Below are 22,069 nucleotides of genomic sequence, written 5' to 3'. Positions count from 1 at the left end.
GCATCTTATGGGCTTGAACAGGCGCAAAGTTGTGCAACTTGGAACCGCTGCCACGGTTGGGGCAATGCTGCCCCGGATTGCAATCGCAGCAACAGATCAACATGAGGCGTTTGAACTGGAGTTCAGAAAAACTTTGGACCGTCTGAAATCCGCGTTTTCCGAACTTGAGCTACAAGAAGCCACGCCGCTTCCAATTGCGACCGGTACCGACGACTATAACGGAGGCCTGCGACACGATTTTGATCAAGACGCGCTCCCCGCCAATGCCTTCGTGATCCAGCCGCTGGCCCGAGTAGGAGATGTCGGTGAAAAATCCCGAGCAGATGTCTTACCAGTGTTTCATGAAGTTGGCTGCCATCCGGAGGATGACGCCAATGGCCAAACCACAACCCGCCTGATGATACGGCTTTTGACCGAAAGCTTTGGCCTCGATCCATCCCGCATCGCCTTTGTCAGCGTTCCGCAAGCCGACAATATGCGTCCGGTGCTGGACGAGATGGGCCTGCCTTTCGCGGAAAAAGTCCTGTTGCGGGATGAAGCCGAGGCTTTAGCCGCCCGCGACGCCTCGGGCTATTTCTTTCCTGATCCGTTTGGTGACGACTACATCGTAACGATGGGCGTCTATTACCGCGTCGGCGAAACCGATGAGCCTGCGCCGACGTCCTATCCCCCGTCGCCCAACTGGACTGAGATCGGCGAGATCGTAATCGACGGCACTGCCGCGCCCCTTGGCATCTCAATCGGGGCCGAGCGTTTGACCTATGCGGTGACCGGCCAGTTTCCGACTTGGGATCAGCGGTTGGGTGCTTTGTTTGATCTGATCGAACAGGAAGGCGCGGAACCGCCCGGCTTGGTTGCATTTCAATAGTTACAACAGCATGTTAGCAAGGACTACGAGGGTATAGAATTGCTGACTCTGTTTTGGTTCCAGCTAGGATTTATGTTGTTGGCGTCCCTTTCATCATGGGCAGCCATGATTTTTCTGACTTCGGTTTTTCCGATATTCAAATTCAAGGAAGAGTTTGTTGACTACTGCATTCGAACGCGCGGCACGCCGCCATCACGCAGACGGCTGCTTCTGAACGCCTATGGGGCATGCAACTATTTTTTCATGTCGGAAGTATGCAACGATCTAAACGTGCCTAACGGGTTACGGATCGTCCCCAATTCCAATTACTTTCACTTTTTCATGGTTGGCGTGGCGTCGTTTCTTACTGCGGTACTTTTTTGGATAGTAGCGTTCATATTTTTTGTTGTTGTGACCGCCTTCATCTAAGCGCAGCGCCTACAGCCCCAGCACATCCACCATGTCATACTGACCGGGCGCTTTACCCTGTCCCCACAGCGCTGCCTTCAGCGCGCCGCGGGCAAAGATGGCGCGATCTGTGGCCAGGTGGCGCAATACAATACGTTCTCCGGGGGCAGCGAACAGGACGTCGTGTTCACCCACAATGTCGCCGCCACGAATAGCATGGAAACCGATATTGCCACGTTGGCGCGCGCCGGTGATGCCGTCACGGCCCCGGTCAGACACATCTTCCAGCTTCACGCCGCGCCCTTCGGCAGCGGCCTCGCCCAGCATCAATGCGGTGCCCGACGGGGCATCGACCTTATGGTGATGGTGCCCTTCGATCACTTCGATGTCGAAATCCTCATCCAGCGCGGCCGCCACCTTTTTGGTCAATTGCACCAGCAGGTTCACGCCGAGGCTCATGTTGCCTGCCCGCACGATGACAGCGTGGCGCGAAGCCGGTTCCAGCGCGGCGATCTGTTCGTCAGTCATGCCGGTGGTGCCGATCACATGAACACAACGCGCCTGCGCAGCCAGAGCGGCAAATTCCAGCGTCGCTTCGGGTGCAGTGAAATCGATCACCGCCTGCGCTTGCGCAAACGCCTCCAGCGGGTCATCGGTGACTTTCACGCCCAGCGCCTGACCGCCCATCGCTTCGCCGACATCCTGCCCGATCCAGTCGTGGCCCTTGCGCTCGACCACGCCCACCAGACGTGCCTGATCGCTGTCCGTGACGGTCTTGATCAGCATCTGGCCCATGCGGCCCGAAGCCCCTGTAATGACGATCCCCGGAATATGGGTCATTGCGCTGGTCCTTTTTGTATAAGTCGGCTCAAAGCCTCCTACCCCGTTCGCGCCCGCTTGGCAAAGCCCTGCTTTGGGCTTAGATCGGGGATATGGCAAAGAACAAATTCCACGATGGCCCCGGCCCGTCCCAACGACAGCTGCGCGTAGGCGAACTGATCCGCCGCACCCTGTCCGAGGTTCTGGCGCGCGGAGATGTCCACGACCCCGACCTGAACCGTATGTCGATCACCGTGGGTGAGGTGCGCACCTCGCCCGATCTGAAAATCGCCACTGCCTATGTGCTGCCGCTGGGCGGCAAAGGGCAGGAGGACGTGATCGAACTGCTGGCCCGTAACAAGAGCGAATTGCGGCGCATGGTTGGCAAAAAGGTCGGCCTGAAGTTTTCACCCGATCTGCGGTTCCGTCTGGATGACACGTTTGACCGTCTGGACGACACGCGGCGCATGTTCAATCAGGACGCGGTGCGCCGCGATCTGGACGAGTGATCCGCGCAATTGTCACATTGGGCGCGGTCCTTTGGGCGGCGCAAGCCTCTGCGGTCACCTGTGAGAAACTGACCCATGAGGACAAGCGGTACACCATCTGCGAGGTGGATGCCGCAGGCGAAGACCTCCGTCTGTTCCTGAACGATGAAGATGGCGCGGTGCTGGGGCATTTTTCATCGGTGAATGAAACGCTGGCCCCCGAAGGCAGGCAACTGGCCTTTGCCATGAACGCAGGCATGTATCACGACGACCGCTCGCCGGTTGGTCACTATGTTCAAGACGGTCAGGAACAGATGCGGGTGATCCCCAATGCCGGTCCGGGAAATTTCGGCTTGCTGCCCAATGGCGTCTTTTGCATCCGGGAGGGCCGCGCCGACGTGTTCGAGACGCTGGACTACGTCGATCAGGCCCCCGACTGCCGGTTCGCCACCCAGTCCGGTCCGATGCTGGTGATCGACGGGGAACTGCACCCGCGCTTCCTGCCCGATTCGACCTCGCGCTATGTGCGTAACGGGGTGGGCACCAGCGCCGATGGCACCCGCGCGGTGTTTGCAATTTCCGAGGATTACGTGACCTTCCATGAATTCGGCAGCCTGTTCCGCGATCTGCTGGGCACCCCGAACGCGCTGTTCTTCGACGGCAATATCTCTCGCATGTATGACCGCGCGGGCAACCGGTCGGATGTCGGGTTCTCGCTGGGGCCGATCGTGGGCGTGGTCGAGGACGCACCCGGAAATTGACAGCGGCAGAGTGATCCGCTAACCCGCGCGCCTCAGCAAAGGGCAAGGTGCAAGATGGGACGCAAACGCAAGGGTCGCGACATTTCCGGCTGGCTGGTGGTGGACAAGCCGGCGGGCATGACATCGACCGCCGTGGTCAACAAAGTCCGCTGGGCGATGGACGCGAAAAAGGCGGGCCACGCCGGTACGCTTGACCCCGACGCCACCGGTGTTCTAGCCGTGGCTTTGGGTGAGGCGACCAAGACCGTTCCCTATATCACCGATGCGTTGAAAGCTTACACCTTCACCGTGCGTCTGGGTCAAGCCACCAATACCGATGACGCCGAAGGCGAAGTGATTGCGACCAGCGATGCGCGTCCGTCGGATGAAGAGATCAAAGAGGCTCTGGCCCCGTTTCTGGGCGACATCATGCAGGTGCCGCCCAAGTTTTCAGCCGTGAAAATCGACGGGCAGCGCGCCTATAAGCTGGCCCGTGATGGCGAGGATGTGGAACTGTCTGCCCGACCTTTGTGGGTTGAGGAACTGATTCTGGTCGACCGACCCGACGAAGATCACGTCGTACTGGAGATGACCTGCGGCAAGGGTGGCTACGTCCGGTCCATCGCCCGTGATCTGGGGGCAGCATTGGGATGCCACGGTCATGTCAGGGAACTGCGCCGCATCTGGTCCGGCCCATTCGAGGTCGAAGACGGCCTGTCCATCGAACAAATCGACGAGATGGCCAAGACCACAGCATTGGACGAGTATCTGCACCCGCTGGAAACCGGGCTTGCAGATTTGCCGGAACTGAAATGCACACCCGAAGGTGCCACCCGTCTGCGTAATGGCAATCCCGGTATGGTGCTGGCTTCGGACGTGGAATACGGCGACGAGGCCTGGGCCTCGCTGGACGGCAAGGCCGTTGCTGTAGGGATCTACAAATCCGGCGAATTGCATCCCAACCGGGTGTTCGTCGATTAAACGGCGTGTTAGGCGAAGGGCATGATCACCCGAACGCATACCAAGGGCGACGCGCCCTCGACCGCCATTTACTCCGATTGCGAGAACTATCGCTATAGCCTGACCCGCATCTGGGACCCGGTCGGGCGCAAGGCGTTATTCGTCATGCTGAACCCCTCCACCGCGACCGAGGTGCAGAACGACCCCACGGTCGAACGCTGCGAACGCCGCGCGCGTGCGCTGGGATTTGGCGCGTTTCAGGTGACCAACATCTTTGCATGGCGCGACACCGACCCCCGCAAGATGCGTGCCGCCGGCGATCCGGTTGGGCCGGAGAATGACACGGCTATTCTGGACGGTGTCGAATGGGCTGATCAGGTCATCGCAGCATGGGGCACCCACGGTACGCATCTGGATCGCGGTCCTGCCGTAGAGCATCTGTTGCGAAAAACGGGGCACCCGCTCTATCACCTTGGACTGACCAAGGATGGCCACCCCAAGCACCCCCTCTATATCGCCTACACTCAGCAACCTGAACGCTGGGACGGGTGACAAAGGGTTAACCACAGAGTCAGGTTGGCTTTGACCAACTCACTGAACACATGGGACATTTTACCCAAGAAGCACTGTGCTTTCGGAGGGGTTCCATGTTTCTGATCGGGTTTCTTGGTCTGGCCGCTGTTGGTGGCGCGGCCTACGCACTCAGCGACGTCTTCATCACCGATGAAAGCGATTCTGACGACGTAGACGACGATGCGCCGGAGGATGGTTTTTCAAACGGTCAGTTTCTCGAAATTGACGAGAATGTCGATGAGCCTACCGCCGAAGACACCGGACATGTGATCTCGGAATGTGACGGAAATCTCGTCATGGTTGGGCAGGATGAAGCAGACAATCTGTCAGGACAGGACGGGAACGATCAAATCAATGGATATGGCGGTGACGATACCATCGATGGTGCCGCTGGGGATGACATCCTGCATGGTGGAGATGGCGAGGACACACTGACCGGTGGCACCGGCAATGACTTGTTGCACGGAGAGGCAGGCGACGACCTGCTGGCGGGCGAAACCGGGGATGATCAATTGTTCGGCCATTCTGGCGACGACGAATTGAACGGTGGTGACGGCGAAGACGAGCTGTTTGGCGGACAGGGCGACGATACCTTGCTAGGAGGCGGTGATGACGATGCCCTGCAAGGGGGCGCAGGTAACGACATTCTGGCAGGTGGTGAGGGCGCGGACTCACTGTTCGGCGGAGATGGCAATGACACGTTGTCGGGTGACGATGGTGACGGAACCGAGACGAGAGATTTCCTGAATGGGGGTTCCGGCGATGACACCATAATTGCCAATGGCGGAGATGTGGCCACGGGCGGTGCGGGCGCTGACGATATTATTCTGGATACCGACACCGACGACGAAGAAGTCACCGTCATGGGTTTCCAGCCGGGTGAAGACAAACTGCTGATCACTTGGGAAGAAGAGGCTGATCCGGAAATCAGCATCCAACGGGACGACGAAAACGAAACCCTCACCCGGGTGACGGTCAATGGTCATGAGGTGGCGCATCTTTTCGGGGCCGAGGGTATGACGCTCGACGACATCCAACTCATCACTCAGGCAGAACTTGCGCGATTTAGCGTGTAGGCTTAGGGACACAGAATCCCTTTGCCATTTACCCGAAATACGCTTATACGCGCGCAACCGCATCGGAATCGGTGCGGTTTTCTCCATGGGCCTGTGCTGGACGACATCCCGGCCTGCGCCATTCACTCTAACCTTTTAAAGGAGACCCCGATGTCGATTACTGCCGCTGAAAAAGCACGCGTCATGAAAGAATTCGCAACCAAGGACGGCGACACCGGTTCGCCAGAAGTCCAGGTTGCCATCCTGACCTCGCGCATCACCACCCTGACCGAGCACTTCAAGACCCACAAGAAAGACAACCACGGTCGTCGCGGTCTGCTGAAGATGGTTGCCCAGCGTCGTAAGCTGCTGGACTACCTGAAGGGTAAAGAAGAAGCGCGTTACCAGGACCTGATCAAAAAGCTGGGCATCCGCCGCTAATCACCTTTGTGTGATTTGTACCGGGTTTGAAACCCAGTTTGTACTATTAGTACGCCTTTTTACGCCCGCCATTTTGGTGGGCGTATTTATTTGCAGGTCGCCAACAACCATTTCTCGCGACCGATCCGGGTTGTCGACGAATTCTGAAAGCGTTCACCTATTTTAAGTACAGGCTTTCTATTACCTTTCATACGAACGGCAGCGTAACTTCGCAGGTGGCAAAGCTCTCCAAGCCGAGTTCTCCGACCCTTGAAGAGAGCGTATCGGCCTATCTGGGTGTTTCAATTCTGCACGACAAACGGTCGATTGTTCTTTCCGAGTCGGGCAATGAAGTTCTTCTGGCGACGCCCAGATGGGGTATAGCGCACCAGATCTTGTGATTTGCCACGCTCGGCCAATTCCGGGAACAGCATCAGAACTTCTTCTATCGCGTCCGATGAAAGTGTCTTGAGGGCTTCCGGACCCGTGTGCAAGCTCTCGGTTGGTGTCCCTTCGGCATAGATGATCTCATGATCATCAAACAAAAGATGGTAATAGGTAACTGGCTCTTCCGCGGTTTCAATCTCGATGTCTGGCAGCGCGGTCAGTTTGTGAGCGGGAACCAGAACCTCCGAACTTCCGAACATGCGTTTGGCCACATCGGAAACGGCGAGCATTCTGTGCTGACGGGAAACAACCAGATCACGATGCGGCAAACCAGATGCCAGAGCCCCGGCCTTGATCCGAACGGGGCGCAGTTTCTCATTTTCGCCGAGACGTGCGGCCGATACCTTTTTCTTCCCGATCCATCGGAGCGGCTGGTAGCCATTATCGCGGGTCAAAATCAGATCCCCCGACGCAAGATCTTCAACCGCTTTCAACCCGTTTTCCGTTTCTATCTGCGTGCCACTGACAAAACAGACGACGTCGCCGATATCACCGGTTGTCAGGAACAGCCAGCCGTGTTGCCGGTCCGGGTCAAAATTCGTCAGTGTAATTTGGTCGAAAGGCCCGGTCACTGTGACGGTTTCAGTGACATTGGTGTTAAAGGGCGCCTCATATTCTGCCGTGGTTCCGCTGGTTCCAAAATTCAGGTTGGTTACGACCGGCGTCCCATCAAGCGTTGATTCAACCACAATACGGTCATTGAACCCACCCGCAAATCCGTTGGAATTGACGTCGCCGACCGTAAACGTGAAGTCCTCGACAGGCTTAGAAAACGAAAGGGTGAATGAGTCTGCACTCGTATCTACAGCATTGTCGGATTGAACGGCACCGGACCCGTTGACGAAAAAATCGCTTGTGAAAGTCGCGGTTACAACAACCGTGTCACCATCCGCGTCAACAACAGTTTGCGAGCCATTTTGCAGCAGTGTAACGAAGTTTATTGCGACCATTTATCCATCCAATCACTAATATACTTGCGACCGCTGCGAACAGAACAAACTGGTTCGTACAGATCAATTTCATTTTGCGTAAACCGAGTTTTTTCCTGTTTCAATATCTACTTAGGCTCTGCTCTCACAGAACGTGAAAAGCAGGGGCCCAGTGTTGCGGGAGAAGCTCAAAACCGCACGATATTCATTGTGTAACGAAGGTTTCAGGTGGTGGTCTGCTGCTTGTCTGGAGATTCAAACAATCAAAGGCCTGAAATCTCGTAAGCATAGAAACACCCGCCCGAAGACGGGTGTTTCGCGTTTCTCTGCAGCTAAGCTACATCTTCGATCGTTCCGACCGCAGCGCCAGCCACAGGCAGTAGCACATGATCAGAACGACTAGCGTGAACGGAATTCCGGTCGAAACCGCAGCACCCTGTAGCGCGCTAAGCCCGCCGCCCAGCAGCAAGGCGATGGCCACCAGACCCTCAAGGGTGCACCAGAACACGCGTTGCACGACCGGTGCGTCCATCTTGCCGCCTGCCGTGATCGTGTCGATCACCAGCGAGCCCGAGTCTGACGACGTCACAAAGAACACCACGATCAGGATCAGCGCGATTGGGGCGACGATGCCATAGAGCGGCAACTCTTTCAGGAAGCCAAACAAGGCACCTTCGGGTGCATAGCTATCGATGACCGTTGCGCGGACGCCTTCGGCACCGCCAGCGTTCAGCATGTCGATCGCCGCGCCACCGAATGTCGACATCCAGAGGGCGCAGACAGCGGTTGGTGCCAGCAACGCACAGATGATGAACTCACGCACCGTGCGACCGCGCGAGATACGCGCAATAAACATGCCCACAAAGGGCGACCATGCAATCCACCATGCCCAGTAGAACGTCGTCCAGCCGTGGAAGAAACTGGTGTCTTCACGACCGAACGGGTTGGACAGGGCTGGCAGGTGGCGCACATAATCGGCCATTACGCTGAAATAGCGGCTAACCGCTGTTCCAATTCCTGTCACTGCGATGACGAAGATGAACAGTCCCACCGCCATGATCATGTTGATCTCGCTCAGTCGCTTGACGCCTGCATCCATACCCATCAGCACCGATCCCAAGGCAATCATGGTGATGCCGATGATCAGTAGAACAACAACCGTCGGGCTGGGTTCGATGCCAAACACCTCGTACAGCCCTGCCGCAACTTGCTGAGCACCCAGCCCCAGTGAGGTTGTCAGGCCAAACAGCGTGGCAAATACGGCCAGCGTGTCGATGATATGGCCCCACCAGCCCCAGACCCGCTCGCCGAGGATTGGATAGAAAGCCGAGCGCAATGTCAGAGGAAGATCAAGGTTGTAGGCGAATATCGCAAGGCTCAGACCGACTGCCGCATAGACCGCCCATGCCTCAAGACCCCAGTGGTGGATGGTACCGACAACACCGACATATTCATTGCCGGGCACCGCTATATCTAGACCCAGAGGTCGCGCACCGCCATCTTCGGCAAAGTTGTAATAGACAGGCTCCATCACGCCGAAAAACAGAAGACCGATACCGATACCGGCTGCGAACATCATCGCGATCCATCCGGGATAGGAATAGTCCGGTGTAGCGTCTTTGCCGCCGATCCGAACGCTGCCGACCGGCAGCACGATCAGGACCAGACAGAACAGGGTGATTGCATTCACCGAGAGCACCAGAAACCAGTCAAAAGTGCTGGTTAGCCAAGGCCTTAGCCATCCAAAGAATGTGGCCGCCGCTTCCTGATTTGCAAGCGCGATAAGCACAAATGCAAAGATCACGATACTCGAGATCAGAAAAACCGGATTGTGAATGTCCAGGCCAAAAGGCCGGACGTTATCCTGCCCCAGCTCATATTCCGTTTCGAAGTCATAGATCCGTGGGTCCGGATCCAGCATTTTCTTAGATTCCGCCATTCGTTTGCCCTTCTGTTCGCCAAGTGCAAACGCCAAGGTATTCGGTCAGCGGACGGTTATGAGTGTGTTACCCCCTTGGCGCGTTACCGTCATATCGACCGCGGGCTTTGTGGTAACAGCTTACACTGACAGCATAATTTCACCAAATGCATTCATTTTACAGAATAAGTAAGAAAAAAACGCCCATCTTTCGACAGGCGCTTTCTGCATTGTAGGTTCGGCGTCGGCCGCTACTGAGACATCCCGCCTTCGCTGCTGACCTGTTCTTGAACATGCGTTTCGTTACCAACAGTCGCGCCACGCGGTGGGAACTCGGCAAAGGTGCCCAGATGCGCCTGAACCAGACGGGCTGCGGGGCCAAATGCCCACATCTTGTTGCCCATCCAGCGCGTGTACATACCCGATTCCTCGGCTGCCTTTTCGTAGGGGTCGCGACGCAGGTTGAACAGAAGTGGCGCATTCAGTTCTTCTTTGGGGCCGGCCCAGCCTTTTTCCTGAATGGTGAAATGTGCCTTCCAGTCGTTGTAGCGCACTGCCTGCAGATCCGTGCCTTCGTAATAAACAATTTCCTTGCGGTTGCTTGGCGTGTCTCCGGTCAGATAGGAAAGCTGATTGTAGCCGTCCAGATGCACCTTGTAGCCTTCGAACCCGTCCAGCAGATCAGCAGGCAAATCCTGCGGGCCACCGGCTGCGGCGACCAGTGTGGGCATCCAATCCATGCCGTCGAAGATACCGTTCAAAACCTGGCCTTCCGCGATCTTACCGGGCCAGCGAATGATGGCCGGCACGCGGAACCCGCCTTCCCACGTCGTGCCTTTTTCCCCATGGAACGGCGTGGTACCGCCATCGGGCCATGTCATCGTTTCGGGACCGTTATCCGAAGTGAAAATGACGATGGTGTTGTCTGCGATCCCCAGTTCTTCGAGATGAGCGATGACCTTGCCAACATTATCGTCCAGCTCTTTCATCACGACGTCCTGCAGCCCACGACCATCGCCCAGCATCGCCTCGTATTCTGGGCTGAGATGGGTCCAGACATGCGCACGAGCGGGAGCCATCCAAACAAAGAACGGTGTTTCGCTTTCAACCGCACGATCGATGAAGTCGATTGTATGGGCCGTGACCTCGTCATCCAGCGTTTTCTGGCGCTCCGGTGGGGCGGGACCATCGTCAACGATGCGCTGTTTGCCAACCACGCCCCAACGGGGATCGACGGTTTCGTCCACGGTGTCTGTCGCAAAAGAATGAATGATGTTGCGCGGACCAAATTGCTGTTCGAATTCCGGGTCCTTGGGCCAATCCGGGTCTGACGTGTATTCCATTGCATTGAGGTGATAGAGCCAGCCCCAATATTCATCGAAGCCTTTGACCGTTGGCAGGAACTTGTTGAGGTCACCCAGATGGTTCTTGCCAAACTGCCCGGTCGTATAACCCAAAGATTTCAGGATATTGGCCAGTGTCGGGTCTTCGTCGCTCAGACCCACCGGATCACCCGGCAGACCAACGGTGTGCATGCCGGTCCGCACCGGATATTGGCCGGTGATGAAGGCCGACCGGCCCGCCGTACAACTGGGCTGCGCATAGTAATCTGTCAGACGCGCACCCTGAGCCGCAAGCTGATCAAGATTGGGGGTCTGGATGCTTTTGATGCCCTGATGATAACTGCCAAGACTGGCCCAGCCGACATCGTCGGCCATGATGACGAGAATGTTTGGTTTTTCGGTTTCTGCAACGGCTGCCGACGCGAGCGCACAGAATGCGGCAGCAGCGGTATACGCTATCGATTTGATCTGAAGCACCGGGTTAAACTCCTGAGAACGATGAAAAATGACCAAACGGCCAGATTAGATATTTCCTAGCGGCAGGCTCGTTCATCTCGCAATGCGGGTTTACATTTTTGCAAATTCTGAAACGTAATACGCGAAATCTGAAATTTTCGAGACCGCGATGCTGAATGAGAAATCCCTGTCCGCCTTCTTGAATCTTGCCGATACCGGTAACTTTCAGGACGCTGCCAAACGCATGGGCGTGTCGAACGCGTCTTTGTCACGCTATGTCGCAATGGCGGAAGACCAGGTGGGGTTTCCCCTGTTTCACCGAAAGCGTGGCAACAGTGGTCTGACACGCAAGGGGCAGGAATTTCTGCCCATTGCCCGAAAACTGCAGTCGGAACTTCAGACCTGCGAGCTGCAGATTGCGAATATTCGATCAGATGCGGGACAAGCCGTGCGGATCGGGTGCGGACCTCTGACGCCCAGGACCCTGATCAAACCTGCGATGCAAGCAGCGCTGCAGGTCTCTCCAGGAATGCGGGTCAGTGTGTCGGTCAGTGCCCGGCAAGCGCCGATCGAGATGCTGGAGAACCGCGAAATCGATATCTATGTGGGCGATCTGACCCATACGCCGGAAACCGAAAACATCGAGTTGATGATGTTCCAAAAACGCGCCGTGGTATTTGCTGCGCATGTCAGTCATCCGCTGCAGGACGCCCCCGTTTGCAAATTGCGCGACGTGTTTGAGTATCCCTTTGCCTCACCGCATCTGCACAAACATTGGCGTGCGGCACTGACCAAGGCGCTGGGTGGGAACGAAGCGGCGGCACAAAAGGTCAGAACCCTGCCCCAGATCGAAAGTGACGACTACGCCTTTCTGGCCTCGCTGCTGGATGACAGTGCGTTCGTGGTTGGTGGAATGCCTGAGACGTTCAGCGAACTGGTCTCTTCCGGTTCGGTAAAACTGATCGAAACCGAGCCGCAGATTACATGGAATATCTGCGCTGCCCGAAAAACCGATCTGGATCAGCCGACCGTAGATTTGCTGTGGCAGCAATTGCGCAAGCTGGCGATGTGAGAGGCAGGCTCAGAACACGATCCGGGTCCGCAATCCGAACAGGGCAATACTGTCCTGATCGGGGTTGAGCAGCGGGTTTGAGATGAGCTGTACCGACGGCGTGATCTGCAAGCCGGGCGAAATCGAGAACCGGTAAAACGCCTCGAGCGTAAACTGATCCCCATCGACCCCGCGCGCCTCTGCCCAGTTCAGGCCCAGCCCGGCAAGGTCGGTATTGCGCCCGTAATATCCCAAACCGGCCGAAACCGAGCGCTGATACAGAGCAGCCGTTCCCTTGGCTGCGCCTGCACGAAAGAAGGGCATCCACTTGTTGTCCACGAACCACGCAGCAGAAAATGCACCACCATAGTCTTCGGGACGACTGCCATCATCGGCAGCATCTGCATGCCAGAGCGTCAGATGCACGTTGTCGAAATAGATGCGGTCAAAACCCGAAGTGTATCCGATTTCGAGTGACTTGAAGAGGTTTCCGTCGCTGAAGACATCGAAATTCGGGTCCGAAGGATCTGCATTGGCATCCGCGACGCTGGCCACAGCATAGAAATTACTGCTGAGCTTGAGGCCCCCCGCAATTCCAAGCCCCGGATTCGGAGCGTTGATCGTTGGGTTGGTGTTAAATGCGAGGTTCTGAAACCCGCTATAGGGACTGACCAGGCCGTAAACATCGACAAAGTCTGTCACATCGATCTGGCCAAACTGCAACGTCCAGGATCCGTCTGCAACCCGCTGGGTCCAGAACAGGTTGGTCAGTAGCAACCCGTTGTCGTTAAAAGCCGTTCCGGTGATCGATTGCGCGCCACCGTTCAGACCCAGAAATTGCGGTGCGACCTCGGTATAGCTGTGCCGGTTCTCGATCTTGAAGGTCAAAGAACCCCTCTCGGTGGCCTGCCAACTGCCGTAGAACCGGGCGATACCGCTGGCAGCCTCACCAGTGCCTAGATCTGCATTTGTAGTCTGGCCCAGCGCCAGATAGTCGATGTTGAAACGGAACCCACTTTCAGCCAGCCGATCTTTCCAAGCGAACCAGCCGGGGGCGATATTGCGCGGGAAATCCGAACGGTATTGCGGATCGGTCAGCCCATCGCCGGGTTCAAGTTCGGCTTCGACCGAGGACGGGCCGGATAAACCTTGCGCAGCCGCTTTGTCCAGAAACAACAACGACAGCAGTGCAAGGGCCAGAGACCGGATCATTCAGAAACCTTAGGGCCGCCAGTTTTACGATTGCCCGCAGCGCGAAGGCGGTCGGCAACGCTTTGTGTCCACTCGAGCTGATCACCACGAGTTTCAAGTGTCTCGACGCTGTCTGCATTCAGTTGAAATGTCGCGCGCATCGGCATCAGCCCGTCAACGACGACCATTTTCTGATCCGTGGGATCGATGGTAAGCAGCCCAGTAAGACGCACGGGTTCGTGAAAGTATGCGGGCGCCCAGTCACCGTTCAAACGCACCCGGATCATCTGGTTGGGTGGTGGGGGTGGCATGTGGCTGCACATGCCACGTTCGGGCACCAGATAGGCGACCGGTTGACCATCCGGATCAGGCGGGGCGGGAATGGCAAATCCCGCAAGCGTAATGGTCTGACCATCAAATTCCGGGTTACCTGCGGTTCCGGCTTTCTTGCGGCGCTCGGTCACCACCTGCCGCTGGTCCAACAGCCAGTCGACATCGATATTATCCACTGCCAGCGCCTCTTCGGTCTCAGTCAGCAACTCCTGCCACTTCTGCCGCTCTTCCGCGCTGCCGGTATCCTGAGCCAACCTGCTCCGCAGCCGGACGACAAACAGCAGATCATCAAACTGTTCCGGACTGAGGTCGCGATACGGATCCTCAAAGACCTGCACAGACGGGTCGGGCAGATCGGACCAGTCCAGCGCGACACCTGGCGCGGCAAAAGAGGCCTGCCCCGCCAAAAGCAGCGCAACCATCGTGATCAGCCGAAACAGGGTTTTCATCTGCGTTCTCCGTCGCATCGCGTATTGCGGCAGTTCCACCTTAGATCATTGCAGCGTGTTCTTATAGATCACGCCATCCTTCATGATCAGCCGGATCGTTTCCGGGCTTTCAGGTCTTGGATCGGCACCAAACCACTGATCGCCTGTTCCCACGACCGAGAAATCCTCGAGCGGGTTGCCGTCGATCAGCAGGATATCCGCATAAGCCCCCTCCTCGATCACGCCGAGCTTGCCTGCGGGATAAGGGTTCATGAAGTCACCGGACAGTGCAACGATTTCACCCCCTGTAGAGGTCAAAGTGACCATCGAAGTGAGAGGCCCGAAGAAGTCATTGTTGAGCTTCTTCTCATAGGCAATCTGAATATTACACGCCTCGACCGAGCCGACGCAATCCGTCTGGAAACCACGTTTGACGGGGCATTCGCGCATGTTGTCGATATACCCGGCGAAGGTTTCGGATGCGGACTTGGCCTTGGCAAGGCTCGAGGGAACACTTGCAACGGCAGGGATTTCCAGAAGACCGGGATCAAAGGCCGTCAGATTCGTTGTGATATAGGCCCCTTTCTCATTCATCAGTGCCGCGATCTCACAGTCGAAAGAGAACCCGTGTTCGATACTTTTGACGCCCGCATTCAGGGCGTTCATGATCGCTTCTTTCCGATAGGAATGGGCCATCACGTAGCTGCCATACTCATTCGCAACCTGCACGGCGGCCTCGATTTCCTCGGGGGAGCCGGCCAGCAGTTGCCACGGATCAAAGGCCGAAACCACACCACCTGACTGCATGTATTTCAGTTGGGTTGCACCCATGCGGAAATTGTTGCGACCAAACTTCTGAACATCTGCAACGCTGTCCACCTCCTGCGCCATGTTCAGGCGTCCGAAATTGGTCGAGGCACCGGGTGGCGAGGTGAAGCTGGCGAAATCTGCGTGACCACCACGCGTGCCCAGAAATGCGCCAGAGGGATAATAGCGTGGGCCGAGGATCTGGCCTGCATCAATTGCCCGTCGCAATCCGCCGTTTGCACCACCGGCATCCCGCACGGTCGTGAAACCCTGCATCAGATACATCTCGGCCATGCGGGTACCGTGGATGCCGAAATCTTCCCAAGTGACGTTTGCCTCCATCGCGGGAATGCTTGGCCCCATCAGCATCAGATGAGCGTGTGTTTCGATAAAACCCGGTGACAGGGTGCGCCCACCACCATCAATCACCGTGGCATCCGGCGCATCGATCGCATCTGTCGAAACGGTCTTGATCAGGTTGCCTTCGACCAGAACGCTTGCATTCTCAATCCGTTGCTCATTTACACCGTCAAATACGTGGACATTGGTAAACAATGTTTGTTCAGGCGAATCCTGTGCCGCAGCGGCGGATGCCAAAAGGCCAAACGCAAGTCCGATTGCACGTGCTTTCATCTCACTCCCTCCGATCCCTGATCGGATGGTAGATCATATTTTCAAAATTCCATATGTTAATTTTACTGTTGAGAAGGGTAGCTCTTCACCAACTTCGGGTTTGGTTGATCTTGCAAACAAATCTCCTTTAGGTAGATTCCCGCCAAACAAGAATTCGATCACTCAGGCTATTACTCAAAACTTATAAAACCGTCGGCCGGACCGGATTGCCGTCTGGCGTGCGTACCACCCTTCTTTCAAAGGCGCCTACCAATGACCCTTATATTCAGTTCGTTACTTCTGTCATTTGGCGTTTTTGCGCGAATGGTTGTTCCCGTGATCCTGATCAGCGCCGCTTCGTTTGTGGTTTGGGCTATACTAGGTATCGTTACACTCGGCTTCGCAAGCTACGTCAGCGGACCAGTCACAGCCATGTTCATCAGCCTGTTCGGCATTCGCGTGGCGTTGGCAGTAAAGGGTGATTTACGCCAGACTGACTTCAAGATTCTGGCACTGAACTCGTTTATGTACGGGGTCTTCTTTTTTGTCGTGGTGGGCGGTTTGGTCTTGCTTGCTAACGCCATCGCTGTTCTGGTCGCCATGTGGCAGGTCGGCGTACCCATTTCGTTGGATGCGTTCAAGAACACACCGCAATCCACCCAAGTTGCCTTTGCCTTGATCGCGGTGAGCATCAAGATAGCCGTCGTCGTCGTGGTTCTGACGGTTACTTACGCCATCATGGCGGTGCCGCTGGCAAATGCTGCCAGAGAAGCGGGCCACAGAACGCCAAGCAATGGATTCTTTTATGGCCTCGGACGCAGCTTTCTGCCGCTGTTCTGCATCTTTTTCGTGTCTTTCTTCCTGCAGTTTTATTTTGAACTGTTAACGCTTCTGTTCGCGGTTCTACCACTCGTCGTATCCATAATTTCCATCGTTACGGGGCAGGCTTTACCGGATTTTGACCTGGATATCATACTCCAAGGCATAGCCGCCTTAGCCGGGCTTTTGTGGCTGAATTCGTGGATCTGGTCGGCATCGGCTCTGGCCCTGTTGAAGTTTGACGGAAGCCCCGAGGCCCAGAGGAAACCAGTGCAACCCACAGGCCCTGAAACTGAGACTGACATTCGCGCGCTGCGCAAATCTCGCGAGCGGTCGTTTTGAGTTTGGGCAGGTGTTCGGCTGATTTTCGATCTGTCGAGGCTGATGATCGCCCACGAAAGTGAGACCTCTTTTAATTCGGCCCATTCTCATGTATGCGCGCGGTATCTGAGACGTTGTGCCCTGACCCCGGCACTCGAATGGAAGATAAATTGGGGTCGGCGGCAATGGGGCCGCCATGCAAACGGGAGACCCGGAGGGCCGGGAGTGCTCCCATCTAGGATACGCATATGTTTGATGTAACTAAGAAATCGATGCAGTGGGGCGAAGAGACGCTCACACTGGAAACTGGCAAAGTTGCACGCCAGGCCGACGGCACCGTGATTGCCACGCTGGGCGAAACCAGCGTCATGGCGAACGTAACCTTTGCCAAGCAACAAAAGCCCGGTCAGGATTTTTTCCCGCTGACCGTGCATTATCAAGAGAAATACTATGCCGCCGGTAAGGTTCCGGGTGGCTTCTTCAAGCGCGAGGCGCGCCCGACCGAGAAAGAGACGCTGACCGCGCGTCTGATCGACCGTCCGATCCGCCCGCTGTTCGTTGACGGCTTCAAAAACGAAGTTCTGGTGATGTGCACCGTGCTGAGCCACGATCTGGTCAACGACCCTGACATCGTTGCGATGATCGCCGCTTCGGCTGCCCTGACCATCTCGGGCGCACCGTTCCGTGGTCCGATCGCAGGTGCCCGCGTTGGTTTCGTGGATGGCGAGTACGTCCTGAACCCGACCGTGGACGACATGCAGGACCTGCGCCTGAACCCGGAACAGCGTCTGGACCTGGTTGTTGCCGGCACCAAGAACGCCGTGATGATGGTTGAATCCGAAGCGTACGAGCTGTCCGAGGCAGAAATGCTGGGCGCCGTGAACTTCGCGCATGAGCAGATCCAGCCGGTTCTGGACCTGATCATCGATCTGGCCGAAGAAACCGCCAAAGAGCCGTTTGAGTTCGAAGCGCCCGATTACTCGGAACTGTACGCTGCCGTTGCGGCCGCCGGTGAAGAGCAGATGCGCGCCGCCTTCGCAATCACCGACAAGCAAGAGCGCACCGCCGCTGTTGCCGCTGCCCGTGAAGCGATCAAGGAAGCGCTGACCGAGGAACAGCTGGAAGACGGCAACCTGGGTTCGGCGATGAAAAAGCTGGAAGCCGGCATCCTGCGCGGCGACGTCGTCAAAGGCGGCAAGCGCATCGACGGTCGCTCGACCACCGATGTCCGTGCGATCGATGCTGAAACCTCACTGCTGCCGCGTACCCACGGTTCTGCCCTGTTCACCCGTGGTGAAACACAGGCACTGGCCGTGACCACGCTGGGCACCGGCGACGACGAACAATTCATCGACGCACTGCACGGCAACTTCAAATCGAACTTCCTGCTGCACTACAACTTCCCTCCGTACTCGGTTGGTGAAGTTGGCCGCGTCGGTTCGCCCGGTCGCCGAGAAATCGGCCATGGCAAGCTGGCATGGCGCGCGCTGCAGGCTGTTCTGCCCGCACCGACCGACTTCCCCTACACCATCCGCGTGGTGTCGGAGATCACTGAATCCAACGGTTCGTCCTCGATGGCTTCTGTCTGCGGCGGTTCGCTGTCGATGATGGATGCGGGTGTTCCGCTGAAAGCGCCGGTTGCCGGTGTGGCCATGGGTCTGATCCTTGAAGATGACGGTGATTACGCTGTTCTGACCGACATCCTGGGTGACGAAGACCACCTAGGCGACATGGACTTCAAAGTGGCGGGTACCGAGAACGGCATCACCTCGCTGCAGATGGACATCAAGGTCGCAGGCATCACACCGCAGATCATGGAAACCGCTCTGGCACAGGCCAAAGAAGGCCGGATGCATATTCTGGGCGAGATGGGCAAAGCCCTGTCCGAGACCAACGAATTCTCGGTCCACGCTCCGCGCATCGAGACCATGAACATCCCGACCGACAAGATCCGTGAAGTGATCGGCTCGGGCGGTAAGGTCATCCGCGAGATCGTGGAAACCTCGGGTGCCAAGGTCGACATCAACGACGACGGCGTCATCAAGATCGCCTCGCCTGACGGTGAATCGATCAAGAAGGCCTATGACATGATCTATTCGATCGTGGCCGAGCCAGAAGAAGGTCAGGTTTACACCGGCAAAGTCGTGAAGATCGTCGATTTCGGCGCCTTCGTGAACTTCTTTGGCAAGCGCGATGGTCTGGTCCACGTGTCCCAGATCGAAAACCGCCGTCTGAACCATCCGTCGGATGTTCTGAAAGAAGGTCAGGAAGTAAAGGTCAAGCTGCTGGGCTTTGACGATCGCGGCAAGGTCCGCCTGTCGATGAAAGTCGTCGATCAGGAAACCGGCGAAGAGATCGTTCCTGAGAAGAAAGAAAAGAAAGAGGAAGGCGCAGAATAATCTGCCTACCTTTTGACTGATGAAGGCCCCGGTGGATACACCGGGGCCTTTTTTGTGCCAGCACAACCTTTCGCGACTTAGCTGTACTGCACGTCTGCAGATCACGCCGCACCCAACAAGCCGTGAAAGTCCCTAGGAAGACACACGCAAAAAGTGTATCATTTCATTATAGATTTAACCTCTTGTTGTGATTGGATGACTTTCAGCCATGGAATTTATCACAATTTACGAGATCAACAGCGATCCTCTGAGTAACACCAATGTCGTGGTGCTGAACGCTTATCAGGTCGAAATCATCGATACTGATGACAGCCTCGAAGACCCGGATGCGGATGGAAACCCGCAGTTGGATGTCAGCGGTGTTCCCGGGTTCATCGGCAACTCTACCAACTTTCAGGTGTTTGAGACCTACAGCGGCAACGTCGGCGGGAATCCGGTCACCTTTACGCTGCTTCAGTTCTCAAATCCCCAATATGTCGTCGTCACTTCTGGTGAAGTGTCGGTTGGGGACACGATTGCGAATACCAACAACTCGATCGTTACTGCGCCGCCAACCGAATACGACACCATACCCACCTTCGTATGTTTCACTGCTGGCTCAAGAATCCTGACCCCGACAGGTCTGCGCCGGATAGAAACACTGAAACCCGGTGACCACGTGGTAACCGCTGATGGCAGCTGCAAACCCCTGCGCTGGGTCGGCAAACGCCGGTTGTCAGCACATGAGTTGAAGATCGACTCTCATCTTTGCCCCATTCGCATTCGGGCAAACAGTTTTTCCAAAGGCTGCCCCCAGCGCGACTTGCTGGTCTCGCCTCAACATCGGATCGCGGTCACATCCGCGTCGATGGAGTTGTACTATGCCGACAGCATGATGCTGGCCCCTGCAAAGGGCATGGTCGATGGCCGGGATATCACGCAGATGCCGCCCGATCAGGACGTCATATACATCCATCTGCTATTCGACAGTCACGAGCTGGTCAAAGTTGAAGGCGTCTGGTCTGAATCATTCTATCCCGGTGACACCACGATGAGTGCGGTTTCACCTGCAACCAGGCGCGAGCTTTTCGAGCTTTTCCCCGAATTGACGTTGAATGCGAAGAGTTACGGTCCCACTGTGCTGCCGGTCCTGAAACCCTATGAGGTGCGCGCGCTGCAATCCGAGCTGTCGGTTCCAGTGGGGCTGTCAGCTGATTGCACCGCGCCAGAGGCTGTCAGGCTTTCATAGCCGTACAAAGCGACCTTAGTTGGAAGCATTTGCCACTGTGGCACCTTTGTCCGGATCATAAAGTCCGCCACCCAAATGCGCATGACCCCAGCGCATGATCTGCAACAAGGCAGGCTCCAACTCTCGCCCCCGGGGTGTGAGCTGATATCGATAGCGAACAGGCCGGTCCTGATAGGCCTCGCGCTCGACCAATCCCCATTCCATCAGTCGTTTCAAACGTTGGGACAACAAGTTCGGCGGCAAATGTTCTTCGCTGTTTTGGAGTTCCTGAAACGTATGTTTTCCGTGCCACATCAGATCGCGCACCACCAGAAGGGTCCACTTATCCCCCAGGATTTCAAGGCTGCGCGCAATGGAGCAGCGGGAGCGAAATTCATGATCGGCTTGAGTCATGTCATCCTCTGGTCAGGCAATGCACACATCGGTTTACTCTAGTAACTTAAAAAATGGAAGCTTGATGCAAATAGTAACTTAATTTATGGAAGTTACTACTCTCACCTTCGAAAGACCTGATCATGCTCGCCATCGGAAACACACCTCTCATCAAGCTGACCCGTCTGACCGGACCGGATCACGCCGACATCTATGTTAAGTGGGAAGGGGCGAACCCGACGGGCAGCATGAAAGACCGCATGGCCTTGTCGATGATCGAAGGCGCAGAACGGCGCGGTGAACTGAAACCCGGAGGGCGCGTCGTCGAATATACGGGCGGCAGCACCGGAAGTTCGCTTGCGATGGTCTGCGCGACGCGCGGTTATGAGGCGTATTTTGTGTCCTCGAACGGGTTTTCCGAAGAAAAGCTACAGACGATGCGGGCCTTTGGCGCCGGAGTCGAGATTGTTCATGCAGAAGGCGGTGTGCTGACTGCCGATGTGATCAACCGGATGATCGCACGGGCCAAGGAACTGACCGGCGAACCCGGTACATTCTGGCCGGATCAGGTCAACAACATGGACAATAAGCTGGGTTACCACGGCATGGCGCAGGAGATTCTGACACAGGCCAGCCGCCCAATCGATGCCTTTGTCATGGCTGCAGGAGGGGGTGGCTGTATCTCTGGCAATGCCGAGGTTCTGAAAGCCCACAATCCGGGGACCGAAATCGTTGCGATCGAACCCTACCATGTCCGCAACATCTCGGGCGGTGAAACGGGCGGCACGCACAAGCTTGAAGGGATCGGGCTTTCCTTTGTGCCTGCGATACTACGCCGGGACCTTATCGACTCGGTTATCCCGGTGAAGGATGAAGACGCTTATTGGGGCGCCCGAGCGCTGGCCCATAGCGAGGGTCTGCTTGGCGGGGTTACGTCTGGTGCGAACATTTGGGCTGCCCTGCAGAAAGCCCGGGAACTTGGACCGGGTAAAACCGTGGTGACCGTGATCATCGACACCGGTTTGCGTTACTTGAAAGACAATTTGCACGGCTAGTCAGCCATGATGCTGAACCGGGCGGCGTCTGGACCCCTGATACACGATGA

Annotated in this window: 20 protein-coding genes; 12 read left to right on the top strand and 8 right to left on the bottom strand. The window is 56.5% G+C overall.

Features of this window, described 5'->3' with window-relative positions:
* Positions 1–7: 7 nt before the first annotated feature.
* A complete protein-coding gene (locus tag ACR0CW_RS15465) occupies positions 8–868 on the top strand; it encodes a hypothetical protein (RefSeq protein WP_480788479.1) in 861 nt (286 codons plus the stop codon).
* Between the two features lie 417 nt (positions 869–1,285).
* Here ACR0CW_RS15465 and dapB read toward each other — a convergent pair whose 3' ends face one another.
* Entirely contained in the window at positions 1,286–2,095 is an 810-nt protein-coding gene (gene dapB, locus ACR0CW_RS15460) for a 4-hydroxy-tetrahydrodipicolinate reductase (RefSeq protein WP_480788478.1), read from the bottom strand.
* Between the two features lie 92 nt (positions 2,096–2,187).
* On the opposite strand from dapB, the gene rbfA reads away from it, so the two are divergent.
* From rbfA to rpsO, 6 genes are all read left to right on the top strand, one after another.
* Positions 2,188–2,583: a 30S ribosome-binding factor RbfA gene (gene rbfA / locus ACR0CW_RS15455; RefSeq protein ID WP_155146337.1), complete on the top strand. Its 396-nt coding sequence runs from the start codon at positions 2,188–2,190 to the stop codon at positions 2,581–2,583.
* Positions 2,580–3,323 (top strand): phosphodiester glycosidase family protein, encoded by a 744-nt coding sequence (locus ACR0CW_RS15450; protein WP_480788477.1) that lies wholly within the window; start codon positions 2,580–2,582, stop codon positions 3,321–3,323. The genes rbfA and ACR0CW_RS15450 overlap by 4 nt, the downstream gene beginning before the upstream one ends.
* 54 nt (positions 3,324–3,377) lie before the next feature.
* Complete coding sequence (truB, locus tag ACR0CW_RS15445; RefSeq protein WP_480788476.1) at positions 3,378–4,283, top strand: tRNA pseudouridine(55) synthase TruB; 906 nt, start codon at positions 3,378–3,380, stop codon at positions 4,281–4,283.
* A gap of 21 nt (positions 4,284–4,304) precedes the next feature.
* Complete coding sequence (locus tag ACR0CW_RS15440) at positions 4,305–4,814, top strand: DUF1643 domain-containing protein (protein ID WP_480788475.1); 510 nt, start codon at positions 4,305–4,307, stop codon at positions 4,812–4,814.
* A 95-nt stretch (positions 4,815–4,909) separates the two neighbouring features.
* A complete protein-coding gene (locus ACR0CW_RS15435) occupies positions 4,910–5,911 on the top strand; it encodes a calcium-binding protein (RefSeq protein ID WP_480788474.1) in 1,002 nt (333 codons plus the stop codon).
* Positions 5,912–6,061: 150 nt separating this feature from the next.
* Positions 6,062–6,331, top strand: coding sequence for a 30S ribosomal protein S15 (gene rpsO / locus ACR0CW_RS15430; RefSeq protein WP_008757925.1), 270 nt, complete (start codon positions 6,062–6,064; stop codon positions 6,329–6,331).
* Positions 6,332–6,612: 281 nt separating this feature from the next.
* Here rpsO and ACR0CW_RS15425 read toward each other — a convergent pair whose 3' ends face one another.
* The 3 genes from ACR0CW_RS15425 to ACR0CW_RS15415 all read right to left on the bottom strand — a co-directional run bounded on the left by ACR0CW_RS15425 (position 6,613) and on the right by ACR0CW_RS15415 (position 11,424).
* The gene (locus ACR0CW_RS15425; protein ID WP_480788473.1) at positions 6,613–7,707 is read right to left on the bottom strand and encodes a Hint domain-containing protein; all 1,095 of its coding nucleotides are present in this window, start codon (positions 7,705–7,707) and stop codon (positions 6,613–6,615) included.
* Between the two features lie 316 nt (positions 7,708–8,023).
* Positions 8,024–9,625 carry a BCCT family transporter gene (locus ACR0CW_RS15420; RefSeq protein WP_155146346.1) on the bottom strand — a complete coding sequence of 534 codons (1,602 nt, stop codon included), beginning with the start codon at positions 9,623–9,625 and terminating at the stop codon, positions 8,024–8,026.
* 230 nt (positions 9,626–9,855) lie between these two features.
* Positions 9,856–11,424 carry an arylsulfatase gene (locus ACR0CW_RS15415; protein WP_480788472.1) on the bottom strand — a complete coding sequence of 523 codons (1,569 nt, stop codon included), beginning with the start codon at positions 11,422–11,424 and terminating at the stop codon, positions 9,856–9,858.
* A gap of 148 nt (positions 11,425–11,572) precedes the next feature.
* On the opposite strand from ACR0CW_RS15415, the gene ACR0CW_RS15410 reads away from it, so the two are divergent.
* Positions 11,573–12,475 carry a LysR family transcriptional regulator gene (locus tag ACR0CW_RS15410; protein ID WP_480788471.1) on the top strand — a complete coding sequence of 301 codons (903 nt, stop codon included), beginning with the start codon at positions 11,573–11,575 and terminating at the stop codon, positions 12,473–12,475.
* 9 nt (positions 12,476–12,484) lie between these two features.
* Here the strand turns inward: ACR0CW_RS15410 and ACR0CW_RS15405 are convergent, their stop codons facing one another.
* Genes ACR0CW_RS15405 through ACR0CW_RS15395 form a run of 3 tightly spaced genes read right to left on the bottom strand, consistent with a single transcriptional unit; the run spans position 12,485 to position 15,846 of the window.
* Positions 12,485–13,666, bottom strand: coding sequence for a carbohydrate porin (locus tag ACR0CW_RS15405; protein WP_480788470.1), 1,182 nt, complete (start codon positions 13,664–13,666; stop codon positions 12,485–12,487).
* Positions 13,663–14,427 carry a DUF3299 domain-containing protein gene (locus ACR0CW_RS15400; RefSeq protein WP_480788469.1) on the bottom strand — a complete coding sequence of 255 codons (765 nt, stop codon included), beginning with the start codon at positions 14,425–14,427 and terminating at the stop codon, positions 13,663–13,665. Before ACR0CW_RS15400 ends, ACR0CW_RS15405 begins: the two co-directional genes overlap by 4 nt.
* A 45-nt stretch (positions 14,428–14,472) precedes the next feature.
* Complete coding sequence (locus tag ACR0CW_RS15395) at positions 14,473–15,846, bottom strand: metal-dependent hydrolase family protein (protein ID WP_480788468.1); 1,374 nt, start codon at positions 15,844–15,846, stop codon at positions 14,473–14,475.
* Positions 15,847–16,098: 252 nt separating this feature from the next.
* Between ACR0CW_RS15395 and ACR0CW_RS15390 the strand changes: the two genes are divergently transcribed.
* The 3 genes from ACR0CW_RS15390 (at position 16,099) to ACR0CW_RS15380 (ending at position 20,592) form a co-directional block, all read left to right on the top strand.
* On the top strand, positions 16,099–16,986 hold the full coding sequence (locus ACR0CW_RS15390; protein ID WP_480788467.1) for a hypothetical protein: 888 nt from the start codon (positions 16,099–16,101) through the stop codon (positions 16,984–16,986).
* Between the two features lie 227 nt (positions 16,987–17,213).
* A complete protein-coding gene (gene pnp / locus ACR0CW_RS15385; protein ID WP_170336420.1) occupies positions 17,214–19,364 on the top strand; it encodes a polyribonucleotide nucleotidyltransferase in 2,151 nt (716 codons plus the stop codon).
* Positions 19,365–19,572: 208 nt separating this feature from the next.
* Positions 19,573–20,592 (top strand): Hint domain-containing protein, encoded by a 1,020-nt coding sequence (locus ACR0CW_RS15380; protein WP_170336419.1) that lies wholly within the window; start codon positions 19,573–19,575, stop codon positions 20,590–20,592.
* Positions 20,593–20,607: 15 nt separating this feature from the next.
* On the opposite strand, the gene ACR0CW_RS15375 is transcribed toward ACR0CW_RS15380, so the two are convergent.
* On the bottom strand, positions 20,608–20,985 hold the full coding sequence (locus ACR0CW_RS15375) for a winged helix-turn-helix transcriptional regulator (protein ID WP_480788466.1): 378 nt from the start codon (positions 20,983–20,985) through the stop codon (positions 20,608–20,610).
* A gap of 122 nt (positions 20,986–21,107) precedes the next feature.
* Between ACR0CW_RS15375 and ACR0CW_RS15370 the strand changes: the two genes are divergently transcribed.
* A complete protein-coding gene (locus ACR0CW_RS15370) occupies positions 21,108–22,019 on the top strand; it encodes a PLP-dependent cysteine synthase family protein (protein WP_480788465.1) in 912 nt (303 codons plus the stop codon).
* Positions 22,020–22,069: the final 50 nt, after the last annotated feature.

The organism is Ruegeria sp. CH6, assembly GCF_056537005.1.
The sequence above is the reverse complement of the archived record's forward strand: the minus strand, read 5'-3'. Positions and strand labels throughout refer to the sequence as shown.

Bases quoted from the DNA above. Each gene is read 5' to 3' on its own strand.
- ACR0CW_RS15465 (WP_480788479.1), top strand. From the start codon at position 8: ATGGGCTTGAACAGGCGCAAAGTTGTGCAACTTGGAACCGCTGCCACG.
- dapB (WP_480788478.1), bottom strand. From the start codon at position 2,095: ATGACCCATATTCCGGGGATCGTCATTACAGGGGCTTCGGGCCGCATG.
- rbfA (WP_155146337.1), top strand. From the start codon at position 2,188: ATGGCAAAGAACAAATTCCACGATGGCCCCGGCCCGTCCCAACGACAG.
- truB (WP_480788476.1), top strand. From the start codon at position 3,378: ATGGGACGCAAACGCAAGGGTCGCGACATTTCCGGCTGGCTGGTGGTG.
- ACR0CW_RS15440 (WP_480788475.1), top strand. From the start codon at position 4,305: ATGATCACCCGAACGCATACCAAGGGCGACGCGCCCTCGACCGCCATT.
- ACR0CW_RS15435 (WP_480788474.1), top strand. From the start codon at position 4,910: ATGTTTCTGATCGGGTTTCTTGGTCTGGCCGCTGTTGGTGGCGCGGCC.
- rpsO (WP_008757925.1), top strand. From the start codon at position 6,062: ATGTCGATTACTGCCGCTGAAAAAGCACGCGTCATGAAAGAATTCGCA.
- ACR0CW_RS15425 (WP_480788473.1), bottom strand. From the start codon at position 7,707: ATGGTCGCAATAAACTTCGTTACACTGCTGCAAAATGGCTCGCAAACT.
- ACR0CW_RS15420 (WP_155146346.1), bottom strand. From the start codon at position 9,625: ATGGCGGAATCTAAGAAAATGCTGGATCCGGACCCACGGATCTATGAC.
- ACR0CW_RS15410 (WP_480788471.1), top strand. From the start codon at position 11,573: ATGCTGAATGAGAAATCCCTGTCCGCCTTCTTGAATCTTGCCGATACC.
- ACR0CW_RS15405 (WP_480788470.1), bottom strand. From the start codon at position 13,666: ATGATCCGGTCTCTGGCCCTTGCACTGCTGTCGTTGTTGTTTCTGGAC.
- ACR0CW_RS15400 (WP_480788469.1), bottom strand. From the start codon at position 14,427: ATGAAAACCCTGTTTCGGCTGATCACGATGGTTGCGCTGCTTTTGGCG.
- ACR0CW_RS15395 (WP_480788468.1), bottom strand. From the start codon at position 15,846: ATGAAAGCACGTGCAATCGGACTTGCGTTTGGCCTTTTGGCATCCGCC.
- ACR0CW_RS15390 (WP_480788467.1), top strand. From the start codon at position 16,099: ATGACCCTTATATTCAGTTCGTTACTTCTGTCATTTGGCGTTTTTGCG.
- pnp (WP_170336420.1), top strand. From the start codon at position 17,214: ATGTTTGATGTAACTAAGAAATCGATGCAGTGGGGCGAAGAGACGCTC.
- ACR0CW_RS15380 (WP_170336419.1), top strand. From the start codon at position 19,573: ATGGAATTTATCACAATTTACGAGATCAACAGCGATCCTCTGAGTAAC.
- ACR0CW_RS15375 (WP_480788466.1), bottom strand. From the start codon at position 20,985: ATGACTCAAGCCGATCATGAATTTCGCTCCCGCTGCTCCATTGCGCGC.
- ACR0CW_RS15370 (WP_480788465.1), top strand. From the start codon at position 21,108: ATGCTCGCCATCGGAAACACACCTCTCATCAAGCTGACCCGTCTGACC.